Here is a 14034-nt window from a genome sequence, read left to right on the forward strand (position 1 = left end):
ACGCTTGTTTTATGGTTTGAAACCGCCACCCAACGCCTTGTAGAGCGTGATGGTGTTATCAATCTCTCCCTGGCGCAACGTTAACAACGCTTGCCGAGCGCTGTAATATTGACGCTGGGCGTCCAGTAACTCCAATCGGTTATCCAATCCGGCTTGATAGCGTTGGTTTGAAAGCTTCATTCTACGCTGGGCGCTGTTCACCACCCGCTGCTGTGCGGCCATTTGTTGTCGATAGGTAACATTTCCCGCCACGCCGTCCGATACTTCACGGAACGCCACCTGAATGCTTTTCTCGTATTCCGCTAAGGCACTGGACTCTCTGAGTTTCGCCACAGCCAGTTCCGCCTGCAAACGCCCACCCTGAAAAATCGGTAGTGTGATTTGCGGCATAAATTGCCATGTCTGGTTAGCGCCGTCGAACAGCTGAGAGAGTTGTGGGCTAGCCTGTCCCAAAGATGCCGTTAGTGTGATACGTGGGAAAAATGCCGCCCGCGCAGCACCAATATCCGCATTCGCCGCGATAAGCGTCTGTTCGGCTTGCATGATATCCGGCCGGCGCGTCAGCAGGTCCGAAGGCAATCCTGCGGGCAGTTGCGTCACAACTGGAGCCTGCTCCAAGGTGGATTGCGCCTCTGGCAACGGCGCAACCGTGCCCACCAGCAGGCGTAACGCATTACCTGTACGCAGAAGCGTGCGCTGATTCGCCTGAACATCCGCTTCGGCACTCGCCACTTGACCTTCAGCCTGTGCCACATCTAATCCGCTGTTCTGGTTAGCCGTTTGTAACTGTCTGGCTAGCAGTAACGAATGCTGCCAGTCAGCTAACGTTTGCTGTGAGAGTCGCAATTGCTCCGTCGCCAACTGCCTGCTGTACCACGCATTGGCGACGGCCGCTACCAAGGTGATTTGTGCGGCTCGCGCTCCAGCCGCACTGGCAAGGTACCGCGCATAGGCGGCTTCAGACAAAGATTTGACTCGGCCAAACAGGTCAATCTCATAAGCACTGAGATTAATACTGGCGGCACCTTGCTGCTGGATACCGCTGGCGGCTGCACTATCCGCTAATTGCTGGCGCGTCCAATTTGCTGAGCCCTCAATGGCAGGAAAAGCACTGGCATGCTGAATACGGTACTGCGCACGGACGGTCTCCACATTGAGAAGAGCCACACGCAAGTCACGGTTATGCAGCAACGCCATATCAATGGTGTGTTGCAGTTGAACATCGCGAAATATGCTCTGCCAGCCAAGATTGGCAGCGTTGTTGCGGTTTGAAACTGTATAAGTATCAGCAACGGGTAATGCTGGCTTTTCCAACGGCGGATTTAATGAGCACCCCCCAAGCAATAAAACGGCGGCGATCCATGGCTTATGCATTGGTGCCTCCTTGCGTTTTTGCACGCCATCTTTGACGTGATTGCATTACCACCACAAAGAACACCGGAACAAAAATCACCGCCAATATGGTCGCGCTGACAATTCCACCAAAAACGCCCGTGCCAATCGCATGTTGTGTTTCACTACTTGCGCCGCTTGCAAACATTAGCGGCACCACGCCCAAACCAAAGGCTAACGATGTCATAATAATCGGGCGCAATCTCAGTCGTGCAGCCGTCATGGCAGAGGCCATAATGCTTTGCCCCTCTTCATGCAGCTGTTTAGCAAACTCAATAATCAGAATGGCATTTTTCGCGGAAAGGCCAATTACCGTGATTAACCCCACTTTAAAGAACACATCATTAGGCATTTCCCGCATCAGGACAGCCGCAACCGCCCCAATTAAGCCAAGCGGAACCACCAGCATCACGGCGAGTGGAATTGCCCAGCTCTCATATAACGCAGCTAATACCAGGAACACCACCAGCATTGAGAGCGCCATCAGCATCGGTGCCTGGGCAGCAGATTGTTGTTCCTGTAACGATTGCCCCGTCCATTCAACCATAAAGCCCTTAGGTAACTGTTGCGCCAATCTTTCCATCTCTTTCATGGCATCACCACTGGAGACGCCAGGCGCTGCACTGCCCGACAGGCGAATCGCAGGATAACCTTGGTAACGTACTTGCTGGAGCGGCGCGTCAGACCAGACTGGGTGAACAAAGGTTTTTAATGCGACCATATTGTTGTCACTGTTACGGACATACAGGTTAAGAATGTCATCGACTTGCATACGATCCTTCGCATCAGCCTGAATGATCACTTGTTGCATACGACCTTGGTTCGGAAAATCATTAACATACAATGACCCTAACGCTGCAGTGAGGGTTTCACTGATGGTGGCAAAGGTCACCCCCATGGCATTCGCTTTTTCTCTGTCAATCTCCAGCCTGACGCTATTACCGGGCGGCAAACCATCGGGATAGACCTGCGTGACCTTGTCACTTTTTGCTGCTAGTTGTAGCAATTGCATTTGTGCAGCTTGCAGTGCGGCATCGCCTTGATTCGCGCGATCTTCAAGGCGCAGCGTAAATCCTGAAGACGTCCCGAGGTCTTCAATCGGCGGCGGCATCAAGCTCATGACCGAACCTTCAGGAATGTCAGCCATTGCCTGTTGCGCGTGCAGCACTTCTTGCTGGGTTGAGGTTGCACCGCGATGTTGCCAATCCTTGAGTACGGTAAATGCCAGCGCAGTGTTGGCACCCGAGCCAGAGAAACCAAATCCGACAATTGATTGATTGGTAGCAATACCAGGTCGTGTGTCCACCGCCGCTTCATATTTCTTCACCACCTCAAGTGTGCGTTGCTGGGTCGCATCGGCAGGCAGTTGAAATGACGTCATGAAATAGCCTTGGTCCTCTTCGGGCAGAAAGCTGGATGAAAGCTGATTAAACGCCAACGCCATAGCGGCGCTAATGGCCAGAAATGCCAGCATCATGCGACCGGAGCGTTTAAGACTGGTAACAACCCATCCCTGATACCGCCCTGTCAGTCGGTCAAACCCCCGGTTAAATGCGGCAAAAAATCCACGAGAAGCGTGGGCGGGTGGTACAGCCGTGAGCAAAGTAGCGCACAGTGCAGGCGTTAAGGTTAACGCCAACAGTGCGGAGAACAGAATGGCGGTTGCCATCGAGAAGGCAAACTGACGGTAAATGACCCCGACCGAACCGCTGGCGAAGCCCATAGGAATAAATACTGCCGTCAGCACCAGCGTGATGCCAATGATCGCACCGGTGATTTCACGCATTGCCCGCTGTGTTGCTGCGCGCGGTGGTAACTGCTCTTCACGCATGATGCGCTCCACGTTTTCCACTACCACGATGGCATCATCAACGATGATGCCAATCGCCAGCACCATGCCGAACATGGTCAAAACGTTGACGGAGAAGCCAGCGAGCAACATCACGGATAGCGTGCCCAATAACGCAATCGGCGCGACAATGGCCGGGATAAAGGTGTAACGGATGTTCTGCAAAAACAGGTACATCACCAGAAACACCAACACCATGGCTTCGAGCAGTGTGTGAATGACCTTCTCGATGGATATCTTTACGAAAGGTGCCGCATTGAAGGGCACGGAAAAATGAATATCAGCAGGCATCGCTTGGCTCAATGCGTTCATACGCGCGATGACGGCATCTGCCGTTTTAACCGCATTGGCCCCCGGTGACAGTTGGATCGCCGCACCGGTAGAGTTTTGCCCGTTTTCTCGCATCATAAAGCTGTAGCTCTGAGCACCCAGTTCGACACGCGCCACATCACCCAACGTCACTTTTGACCCATCGCTATTGGCACGTAATACAATGGCAGCAAACGCTTCCGGCGAACTCAGTTGGCCTTCCACCGTCAGGGGAATGGATACCTGCTGCCCTTCCAGCGCGGGCTCATCACCTACACGACCCGGTGCAATCTGCGCATTTTGTTGGCTAATGGCGGTTGAAAGATCGTTCATGGTGAGGTTGAAAGCCACCAATTTGGCAGGTTCGACCCACACACGCATAGCACGCTCAGCGCCAAAAAGCTGAATACGCCCGACGCCTTGGACCCGGCGTAGCTCTTCGACCACGTTACGCGCCATATAGTCGCTTAACGCCTCGCTGCTGGTCTTTCCCGCTTTAGATGTCAGGCTAACAATCATCAAGAAACCTGAGCTGGCGGCTTCAACCTGCAAGCCATTCTGTCGGACGACTTGCGGTAGTCGCGGCTCAATGGTTTTGATACGGTTTTGCACATCCACCTGTGCCAACTCTGGATCGGTTCCGGGCTTAAAAGTCACCGTGATGGTTGCCTGACCTGAAGTGTCTGTGGATGACTCGAAGTAAAGTAGATTTTTGACGCTCGACAGCTCGCGTTCAATCAGCCCCACCACAGCATCATTCATCGTCTGCGGTGATGCACCGGGATAGGTGGCGTAAAGCGACACGCTGGGAGGCGCGACCGAGGGATAACGCGCAACAGGGAGTTGAGGGATAGCGATGGCACCAAACAGAATGATGAACAGTGCCAATACCCATGCAAACACCGGACGTTTAATAAAAAATTGCGCCATGATTATTGCCCCCGTACCAAGGCATAGTCACTGGCCACTGCAGCAGGTAGCACCGCTGCTACTTTCACACCATCACTGAGTTTATCCATGCCCTGGATCACCACGCGCATGCCGGGGCTGAGCCCACGGGTAATGCGGTAATGACCCTGGAGGATGTCGGCGACATCAACCTCGATCCGCCTCACCCGCTGTTGATCGTCCACCACCCATAGCGCTGGTTTACCGTTTTCACGGACTATCGCCTGCTGCGGAACCAGCAGAGCGTCATCAACATGTTGTCGTGGGATTTGTACTCGAACAAACATTCCTGGAAGCAATATGCGATCTGGATTAGGCACCTGAACACGCAGCATCACCTCACCCGTTCCACTGTCCACGGCGATACCCGAGAACAACACTCTGCCTTGCTGCACATACGCGGCGCCACTGGCGCGCAATACGGTCACTGGCAATGCCGTTGTTGGATTTTGACCGCTGAACTGCGCACGCAACGCATCGTATACCTCTGCGGGCTGGCGCACATCAATGTAAATGGGATCAGTTTGATAAATACGCGCGAGTGGCGTGGTATCGCTAGCGGTAACGTAAGCCCCTTCGCTCACCAGCGTTTGATCGATCCTCCCGGCAATCGGGGCATCTACCGTGGCGAAACTGAGATCCAGCTGCTTACGCGCCAGGGTGGCTCGTGCCTGCGCGACATCGGCTGAAGCCTGCTTCTCAGCGGAGAGAGCATCGTCGAAACTTTGACGACTCACTGCCTCACTTTTCATGAGCGGTCGTAAACGCGTAGTTTGCTGCCGAGCCTTTTCCCACACTGCCTGCGCGCGCAGCAACGCGGCTTGGGCACTTTCAACATCGGCTTTAAAGGGCGCAGGATTGATTTGATACAACGGCGTGCCTGGTTTTATTTCAGCACCCTGCTCAAACAGTCGGCGCTGAATGATACCGCTGACTTGCGGGCGAATTTCCGCCACGCGCAATGCGGTTACGCGGCCAGGTAAAGTTTCACTGATGGCAAGAGACTGTGGCTGTACGACGGTAACGGCAACCTGCGGCACCGCTGCGGCAGGGGGCTCTGAGGTTGGATGATCGCATCCTGAGAGCAGGATAGCTGAGACGAACAGCCATCCTGTCAGAGTGAGCGTTTTGCAAGTAAGCATCTGCGAGTTCTCGTGGCAAAGAATAGAAAAACCAGTCAAGCGCCGATGTTAACGAAGGGGTGTTGGGCAAGCGTCGAGGTTGTGTTGCGATTATGTGGAGAGCGTAAAAAAGGCGTGATACACGCCGTTTGGTAGAAAATCGATCAGAAAAAAGAGAGCGAGTTGCGTTGTAAAAACGCCAGTTCTTCCGCTGTGGATGGGCGATTAAGGCGCTGATTACGATGTGGATAGCGACCAAACGCCTCGATAATCTGTCGATGTTCTAACTCACTCTGATAGTAAGAGGATCCTTTCAGCGCACCGAATAGCACTTCAGCTTGTTGATGGACAACACGAGACTCGGCATGCATCCAGGGAATCAAGAGAAAGCCTTTTTCATCCAGGCTCAGTGATTTATAACCCGGAATTTTCACCGCTTCCTGCGCGAGCAATAGCGCCATGCCATCTTGCTGCCAGGCGAGAGCACTGTCCCGATGGAGATTGCGGGAGAATTGATCCAGCACGATGATTTCGGCCAATCGCCCTCGAATGTCTTTCCGCCAGGCCGATAATTCACCGCGACGAGCCGCTTCCCAGCAATCATAAAAACCACCTCGTATCGCTTCATCAAACCCGTCATTCTGTTTGAACCAATAGTTTTCATGGCGCGCGTTAAACCAGAATGCCAATACGGTTTCATACTCCATCCTATTCCCCACAGATAATTCCCCTGATAACCATAAAGGTTAGGCTAAAATCGTGGTGGTTATCTGTTAGACTCGCGCGGGCGAAGTAGGGATAAGGAAACCACTGAGGTGAATACATGAGTAATCAACTGGATGAGCGACTACAAACCGAGCTGGATAGAATCAACGTAGAAGAGCAGCGTAATGACCGCCCCTACTTTGATATCTCTTTTATCAAAAATTATCCCGGTTTATTCAGCCTGATGTGGATACTGTTTGTTCTTACCATGGCGCTGCTGTTGTACTCCGACTCTTTCGGCACCATCGAATATGTGGTCTGCATCCTGATTTTTGCGGTGTGTAATTTTTTCTTCTTCTTCCATGTCAATCCGTCGTACAAAGCGAAGGATATCGATAAAGGTGCCTGGAAGAATTGTTACACCGGTGATTGGTATATGGAAGTCCATGTTCGGGGCGCTTTTGTCGATGAACTGCTGGACAGCGCCATTCTGACCGAGAGTGAAAAAACACGGCTGAAAGAGATGCGCGCCAGGAAAGGTTATCTGTACTTTGCTGATATCTATCGTTTAAGGCATTAAACCCTTACAGCGCGTCGCTCCCACGACGCGCTTTCCATGCTATTTCACCACCGGATGCTTAGCAAACTGCAGTGCCTGCATAAATTTATCGTCCAGATGCAGATGCTGCCGCACCAAATCTGCTGGCGTACTGGCCAACCATTGATTCAATGAAATATCCGCGTAGTAATCGCTTTTAAATAATTCTAAAAACCGCAGCGGCTTATCGCCGATATTTTCAATGTAATGCCCCATGGCGAAAGGAACATAGCCAACATCACCCGCGCGGAAATCGAAGGTCCGAGCCTGCCCCGATGAGGCAAACACGCCCATGCGCCCTTCACCTTCCAGATAGTATTGCCACTCATCGTTGTTGGGATGCCAATGCAATTCCCGCATAGCGCCGGGCTCAAGTTCCACCAATGCAGCGGCGACGGTTTTTGATATGGGGAAATTGCTGGTATCGGTGATGCGTACAGTGCCACCTGGAAGTGAGATCGGTTTTTGAGCCAGCATTTTGTGTGAGAAATTCAGCGCAGATTTCACGCCACCTTTAACAGCGGCTGAAGCTTCGCCTTCCGGCGCTTTCCCGGCAAAAATATACTCGTCTGCCGGTGATGGCAGCGTGTTGAAAACGTCCGCTGAGACGCCAAAATTTTTGGCGAGCACTTCAGGCGGAATGTGTTTAAACCAATCGCTAAGCAGGAAAGTGCTGTCCTCATCAAAGTTACCGTTATCAAAGGCCAGTAAAAACTCACAACCGTCGGGACCGAGTCCCTGGATTGAGTGCGGTACGCCAGGCGGGAAGTACCACAGGTCACCCACGCCAACATCATCCACAAACCATCCACCCTGGGTGTCCAGTGCAGTGATACGTGCATTTCCATAGAGCATGTACGCCCACTCGCCCTCTTTATGCCAGTGCAGTTCACGAATGCCACCATTATCAAGCCGCATATCTACACCTGCGATGGTGGTGGAAATCCCTAATTCGCGTTGTGTCACCTGCCGCGTCCACCCTCCGCTACCTTTGCGTACATGCGCATCGCTAAAAGAGAAGCGCAGATTCGGTAATGTACCGCTGTCTGTTGCGGGTGGATCGACAATATCGGGATTGAGCCCTTCACGGATAGGATCGTGTGGACCGGGGTCGCGGGGATGGTGGGGATCGTTTGCTGGGTAAGTGGCCACTGTTGCATCGTGGGCATGAACTTTACCCGCTGCCAACGCCACGGTGCCACCCGCTGCAAATGCCATGAAGGTTCGACGAGATAAGTTTTCTAATTTCATACCTGTTGTTTCCTCAGTTTCTTATGGTCTTAATAGAGCTCATTAACCATAGTGAAACTGTGGCATTGCGATGTAACAGCCTGCGGGTCGGTTCAAATTAAGGATTTAATCGAGCAAAGAAACTAATCTCATCAACAGGTTAAAATAAACAAATTGTTGATTAAATATTGAGGTTCTGGCACGTATCCAAAGGAATATAAGGCACAAATAGGTTAATTCAGCCCAAATAAACATTAGGAAAAATTATCAAAAACCATTGCAAGGTTAATGGAATGTTACAAATGATAAGCTATTCGCTTCTACCCACCTGCTATTTGATGAGGTTTAGCAGACAACCCACTGTTGTCTGCTGCTGTGAATCTATTGTTGCCGCTGGAGGCATCGGGATAAACGGAAGAAGGCTTTCAGGATTGGAAAGCCAAACTTTCTAATTGAGATGTTCTGGTTTTTCAGTTCTAAACCCCAAGCCAATTAAACGACCAAACAGATGGCGCAAGAAAGGGAAACGGCTGATCATCTGCGGCACTTTACTCGGCGTAGTGCGCTTACGTTTATTACTGCTCATTTTAATTTGCAGGAATTGCGTGGCAACAGTGGGAAACTGTCGACGCTGTTGCACTTTCTGCAGATCACGTACTGTGACATGGCCTTTTTTCAGTGGAAGAGTGAGGCAATTGGCCGCTGCCACCGCATCCTGAATCGCCAGATTGACGCCAACGCCGCCAATCGGCGACATCGCATGGGCGGCATCACCAATGCACAGCACGCCGGGCTTCATCCACTGATCCAGCCGGTCGATGCGAATCGACAACAGCTTCAATTGATCCCAACCGTCGAGTTCCGCCATGCGCTCAGCGCTGAAGGGGGCGACTTCAGCGATAGCCTGTTTTAGCGTCTCCAGACCAGCGAGCTTTAATGCGTCAAACTCTACTTTATGGATGGTGTAGCCGCACTGCCAGTAGTCACCGCGATCAATCACAATGAAATTCTGCTTTGGCCCTTTATGACCCATACCCCATTCGGGATCGGTTTCCTGTTTGCCCAGCCGGAACCACAGCACATCACGGGATGAGCCAAAGCTTTTACTCTGCAATCCGGCTTTGGCACGTACCTGCGAGTTACGCCCATCCGCGCCAATCACCAATGAGGTATGAATGATGCGCGTCTCGTTACCCTGTAACGTTTTAACACCCGACACCACACCCTCTGCATAGATCAAATCATTAAAAGCGGTGGATTGTAAGAGCGTGAAGCCGGGAAAAGCGGCCGCTTTGCGCGCGAGAAAATTGAGGAAATCCCATTGCGGCATAAAGGCAATAAAGCGGCACTGCACCGGCAAGCGCGAGAAATCAGCCATCGTGATCTCCTGACCGGCTACTTCTGCCTGTAATTTTTCGGCTCGCTGATGCGGTAAGGTCAGTAGCTCATCCAGCAACCCGAGATGGCGCATGATCTCCAGCGTCGAGGGATGGATGGTATCGCCACGAAAATCGCGCAGGAAGTCGGGATGTTTTTCAATCACCACGACGCTTAATCCTGATCTCGCCAGTAAATAACCCAGCATTAATCCTGCTGGACCGCCGCCGACGATACAACAGTCGGCGGTGAGTTCTGTTGGTTTCATCCTGACCTCAGTACAAAGCAATTGATGATAATCGTTATCATTTATATAGCATCGTGATGAGGTTTAAGTGGGAATAAATGCCGCAGTATCTACACGTGCATTTATCTGAGGTGCGTCAGACGGGTCGTTCTCCGCTCCTCAGAATTTCTTAGTTAGGCTGTACCCGCTCATCAAGCTGAAGCTGCAAAAAGGTCAGATCGAGCCATCGGCCAAATTTGCAGCCTACCTGATTTAATCTGCCGCCATCACTGAAACCCAGCTTCTTGTGCAGCGCGATTGAAGCGCGGTTCTCCGACTCAATCCCGGCAATCATCATGTGTTTGCCCTGCTCGCGCGCCCGCTCGATCAAGGCGGTCATCAGCATGCCACCCACCCCTTTGCCGCGCCCGTTTTTATGGACATAGACTGAATGCTCCACGGTATGACGGTAACCGTCCCAGGGACGCCAGTCACCATAGGAGGCGTAGCCAATGACGGCTTGCTCCTCAACCGCCACCAATACCGGAAACCCTGCGGCCTGGCGTGCAGCAATCCACTGGATGCGGTTAGCAATATCCACGGTATTCTCATTCCAAATCGCGGTGGTGTTGAGTACTGCGTCGTTGTAGATCTCCGCGATCGCCCCTGCATCGCCCTCTTCTGCTGCTCGTATTTGCATGATGTCTTCCTCGTCACTATAGTGGATGATTCGTTTACTATCGTAGTTATCCATTATGTTAGATGAATTGTCCAGTAAAGAAGATGACATCAATGCGCGCATTGGTCAGAACATTAAAATCGAACGAGAAAAGCGCGGCTGGTCGTTAACCGACCTGGCAGAACAATCCGGTGTTTCACGGGCGATGATTCACAAAATAGAGCGAGGTGAAAGTAGCCCTACCGCGACTTCACTGGCGCGCCTCGCCGGTTCATTCGCGATGAGCATGTCACAGCTGATCGCGCTCACCGAGGTACAAGCGGGTACATTGCTGCGTCATGCACAGCAACCGGTGTGGCAAGATCCAGAAACCGGCTACATTCGTCGCCATGTCTCGCCTGGCGAAATTCCGTTGGATGTCGTGAGTGTAGAACTACCGCCGCATACTGATGTGCCCATGCCAGCAATTTCCTACCTTTCACGTCGCCAGTTAATTTGGGTGCTGGAAGGCACTTTACGTTTTCAGGAAGGCGATAATCTGTTCGAAATGAATGTGGGTGATTGCCTGGAGTTGGGCGATCCCATGGATTGCGTGTTTAGCAATGCTACCGATGAAATTTGCCGCTATGCGGTATTGGTGCTGAAACCGGCAGTATGAGCCTTAATGCGAAGAGACAAATTCAGAAGCCTGTTGTGCAGGCGGCACCGCGAAATTGCGCTGCATGCGTTTGATCTCCTCCGCCGGTGGCAGCCCGAACAGACGTTTAAATTCACGGTTAAATTGCGAGGCACTTTCGTAGCCCACCGCATGACTTGCCGCCGCCGCCGTCATCTCCTGACGCACCATCAGCATACGCGCCTGATGCAGGCGGACCGATTTCACGTATTGCATCGGTGATTGCTGCGTGATGGTTTTGAAATGCGCGCAGAACGTCGGCACGCTCATGCCTGCCTCATCCGCCAACTGCGCGAGATTGAGCGTCTGCGCATAGCTGGCATGAATGTGGCGCAGCGCTTTGCCTACCTTGCCGAATTGCCCCTGCAACGTCAGCGCGGCACGCAGTGCCTGACCTTGTGCACCCGTCAACACACGATAATAGAGTTCACGCACCAGTGCAGGGCCGAGGATCTGTGCATCCAAAGGATGACTCAGGGCCGTCAGGAAACGTAGCACTGAATCTCGAAGCGGCTGATCCATGGGACTCGACATCATGCTTTGCGCCGCTTTCGCCGTAAAAGGCACTTGCTGCTGCTCTAATTCCAGCAACAATGCTGTCGCCACACTGAAATCAAGGTGCATGTAGATCGCCAGCAACGGGTGTTCTTCGCTCGCCGCGGTTTCCATGGTAAAGGGAACCGGCACAGAAACCGCCAGATAATGTTGCTCATCGTAGAGATAGACCTGATCACCGAAGAATCCGCGTTTACTGCCCTGACAGACAATCACAATACCGGGATCGTAAAGCACCGGCGTGCGCGCTAATGGGCGATCTGAACGCAAAATGCGCACATCAGAAAGTGCCGTCAGGTTGTATCCCTCGCATGGGGCGAGATTCTTGAGCAATTGCACCGTACGCGTTTGCACATCTGGTTCTATCACCACTCCTCCTCACTCATAAGATTAGGCAATAAAAATAGAAGATACGGCCTTATAGCACTGACTTACAGAGAATATTATGCATGCATCATTCATGTCGGGAGAAAACGATGTCACCTTCTAAAACCCTTTTGATTACCGGTGTCAGCAGCGGATTTGGCCGTGCGCTGGCGCAGGAAGCCTTAGCAAACGGCTATCGTGTGATCGGTACAGTGAGAAATGCCGAAGCAAAAGCGGCGTTTGAACAGCTTCATGGGCAAAACGCGCTGGCTTTTGAATTGGATGTCACCCATTTCACCGCTATTGATGCGCTTATTGCTGACATTGAGGTACAGCAAGGTCCGATTGATGTTCTGGTGAATAACGCGGGTTATGGACACGAAGGAATTATGGAGGAGTCTTCACTGGAGGAAATGCGCCGCCAGTTCGACGTCAATGTGTTCGGTGCCGTGGCGATGACCAAAGCGGTATTGCCTTTCATGCGCCAACGCCGTCGCGGGCATATCCTTAACATCACGTCGATGGGCGGATTTATCACTATGCCAGGCATTAGTTATTACTGCGGCAGCAAGTTTGCGCTGGAAGGTATTTCAGAAACCCTGAGTAAAGAACTTGCGCCCTTCAATATTCATGTTACTGCTGTTGCTCCCGGCTCATTCCGTACTGATTGGGCTGGCCGCTCCATGGTGCGCAGCGCACGCAGCATCAGCGATTATGACGCGCTCTTCGATCCTATTCGTCAGGCACGCGAGGAGAAAAGTGGTAAGCAGCTTGGTGATCCACAAAAAGCCGCCCGCGCGATGCTGGCTATCATTGAAAGCGATAACCCACCTGCGCATTTGCTGCTTGGTAGCGATGCATTGAAGCTAGTGCAGGATAAACTGGCAGCGATGCGTGCAGAGATTGAAGCGTGGGAAGCGCTGACACGTTCTACCGATGGGGAGTAGCGGTATTGTCAGCATAAAAGACAGCGAGTGGGCCAGAAAATAAAGTTGGCGCACTTGAAACAGAAATGTAAAACAATGAAGCCCCATGATGAAGGGGCTTCATTATCACTGAAGAACACTTAGACCTTTACGATCCATGATGTTAAGTAAACGGATCGCAGCACCGTTAGGTTTTTTTTCTTCGCGTTCCCATTTGATCACCGTTGCTACTGACATTCCAACGCAAGCAGCCAGCATGGCTTGGCTCAGCCCCAAACGCTCACGCAGTTGCCTAATCGCTTGACCTGACATCATAGGCAGAACAGGAAGAGCCGCACGTAACTCACGCAATCTTACCCTTGAGTCGATTTTTTCTTTTAGCTCATCGGAGACCGCGCCAATTTCATTAAAATCATGCGCGATTTCTTGAAGATCCTTGAGGTGATTAACCATCACATTTTACCTCTCGCATTTTCCCCATATTGATAGCCTGCGTTGCCTGATCTGCAGTGAGATTGAACAACTCTTTAGCAAGCTGCTTATAAAGTATGAGATCAGATTCTGCCATTTCTCGCATTGTGCTTTTCACGGTTGATTTAGCATAACCGTTAACGAAAAAGAGGTGTTTACCCATTTTGAAAGCTATGACAGCTCTTGCTCCGCTACTTTTACCTTTGCCCAAAGGAATGCGTTTCTTATATACCCCACCGCCCAGATTAGCTTCATACTGGCCCGCAATAACCTCTAACGCTGCAGTGCATAACCTGCCGTCGTCAAGACCCTCAGTTTTCGTGTTTCTATCGAATGGCTTTAACACATAAATTGCCATGACGTCTCCTTACTGTGATTCGATTAGGACGCTCCTTGTCCCCACATACAAAAACTATGATACTGAGTATCACACCTTCACTCAACACCGTGTTTTTAGCAAAAATGATTTTTCATGATGCTCAAAACTGCGGCTTTTATATAAGCATTTGTAATTAATGGACTAGCATTTTTTGCAAAAACAGCCTTCCTAATGTTTGGCCATATTCCTGTACAACAGGCTTTTCTTTGTATAACTTTATTGGGCCT

General features: G+C 51.5%; 13 protein-coding genes. 3 read left to right on the plus strand and 10 right to left on the minus strand.

The window, feature by feature from the left end; all coding sequences use genetic code 11:
• Window positions 1–9: 9 nt before the first annotated feature.
• The 4 genes from IAE30_RS05040 to IAE30_RS05055 all read right to left on the minus strand — a co-directional run bounded on the left by IAE30_RS05040 (window position 10) and on the right by IAE30_RS05055 (window position 6326).
• Window positions 10–1374: an efflux transporter outer membrane subunit gene (locus tag IAE30_RS05040; protein WP_200538420.1), complete on the minus strand. Its 1365-nt coding sequence runs from the start codon at window positions 1372–1374 to the stop codon at window positions 10–12.
• A complete protein-coding gene (locus IAE30_RS05045) occupies window positions 1367–4480 on the minus strand; it encodes a multidrug efflux RND transporter permease subunit (RefSeq protein WP_200677694.1) in 3114 nt (1037 codons plus the stop codon). Before IAE30_RS05045 ends, IAE30_RS05040 begins: the two co-directional genes overlap by 8 nt.
• A gap of 2 nt (window positions 4481–4482) precedes the next feature.
• Complete coding sequence (locus IAE30_RS05050; RefSeq protein ID WP_200538418.1) at window positions 4483–5640, minus strand: efflux RND transporter periplasmic adaptor subunit; 1158 nt, start codon at window positions 5638–5640, stop codon at window positions 4483–4485.
• A gap of 143 nt (window positions 5641–5783) precedes the next feature.
• Window positions 5784–6326: a DUF924 family protein gene (locus IAE30_RS05055; protein ID WP_200677693.1), complete on the minus strand. Its 543-nt coding sequence runs from the start codon at window positions 6324–6326 to the stop codon at window positions 5784–5786.
• 116 nt (window positions 6327–6442) lie between these two features.
• Here IAE30_RS05055 and IAE30_RS05060 point away from each other — a divergent pair, with 116 nt between their 5' ends.
• Window positions 6443–6904, plus strand: a complete 462-nt coding sequence (locus IAE30_RS05060) for a YlaC family protein (RefSeq protein WP_200538416.1) — start codon at window positions 6443–6445, stop codon at window positions 6902–6904.
• A 39-nt stretch (window positions 6905–6943) separates the two neighbouring features.
• Here the strand turns inward: IAE30_RS05060 and IAE30_RS05065 are convergent, their stop codons facing one another.
• The 3 genes from IAE30_RS05065 to IAE30_RS05075 all read right to left on the minus strand — a co-directional run bounded on the left by IAE30_RS05065 (window position 6944) and on the right by IAE30_RS05075 (window position 10455).
• A complete protein-coding gene (locus IAE30_RS05065; protein WP_200678319.1) occupies window positions 6944–8140 on the minus strand; it encodes a cupin domain-containing protein in 1197 nt (398 codons plus the stop codon).
• 460 nt (window positions 8141–8600) lie between these two features.
• On the minus strand, window positions 8601–9797 hold the full coding sequence (locus IAE30_RS05070; protein ID WP_200677692.1) for an FAD-dependent oxidoreductase: 1197 nt from the start codon (window positions 9795–9797) through the stop codon (window positions 8601–8603).
• Between the two features lie 148 nt (window positions 9798–9945).
• On the minus strand, window positions 9946–10455 hold the full coding sequence (locus IAE30_RS05075; RefSeq protein ID WP_200677691.1) for a GNAT family N-acetyltransferase: 510 nt from the start codon (window positions 10453–10455) through the stop codon (window positions 9946–9948).
• Between the two features lie 55 nt (window positions 10456–10510).
• On the opposite strand from IAE30_RS05075, the gene IAE30_RS05080 reads away from it, so the two are divergent.
• The gene (locus tag IAE30_RS05080; RefSeq protein WP_200677689.1) at window positions 10511–11092 is read left to right on the plus strand and encodes an XRE family transcriptional regulator; all 582 of its coding nucleotides are present in this window, start codon (window positions 10511–10513) and stop codon (window positions 11090–11092) included.
• Window positions 11093–11095: 3 nt separating this feature from the next.
• Here the strand turns inward: IAE30_RS05080 and IAE30_RS05085 are convergent, their stop codons facing one another.
• Window positions 11096–12031, minus strand: coding sequence for an AraC family transcriptional regulator (locus IAE30_RS05085; protein WP_200678317.1), 936 nt, complete (start codon window positions 12029–12031; stop codon window positions 11096–11098).
• A gap of 110 nt (window positions 12032–12141) precedes the next feature.
• Here IAE30_RS05085 and IAE30_RS05090 point away from each other — a divergent pair, with 110 nt between their 5' ends.
• Complete coding sequence (locus tag IAE30_RS05090; RefSeq protein ID WP_200677688.1) at window positions 12142–12978, plus strand: oxidoreductase; 837 nt, start codon at window positions 12142–12144, stop codon at window positions 12976–12978.
• Window positions 12979–13083: 105 nt separating this feature from the next.
• Here IAE30_RS05090 and IAE30_RS05095 read toward each other — a convergent pair whose 3' ends face one another.
• Together IAE30_RS05095 and IAE30_RS05100 are read right to left on the minus strand one after the other, a co-directional pair.
• A complete protein-coding gene (locus IAE30_RS05095; RefSeq protein ID WP_045815646.1) occupies window positions 13084–13410 on the minus strand; it encodes a DNA-binding transcriptional regulator in 327 nt (108 codons plus the stop codon).
• Window positions 13403–13786 (minus strand): type II toxin-antitoxin system RelE/ParE family toxin, encoded by a 384-nt coding sequence (locus IAE30_RS05100; RefSeq protein WP_200538409.1) that lies wholly within the window; start codon window positions 13784–13786, stop codon window positions 13403–13405. Before IAE30_RS05100 ends, IAE30_RS05095 begins: the two co-directional genes overlap by 8 nt.
• Window positions 13787–14034 lie beyond the last annotated feature (248 nt).

The sequence above is a fragment of the Pantoea sp. S61 genome (genome assembly GCF_016625145.1).
Classification (GTDB): domain Bacteria; phylum Pseudomonadota; class Gammaproteobacteria; order Enterobacterales; family Enterobacteriaceae; genus Pantoea; species Pantoea rwandensis_B.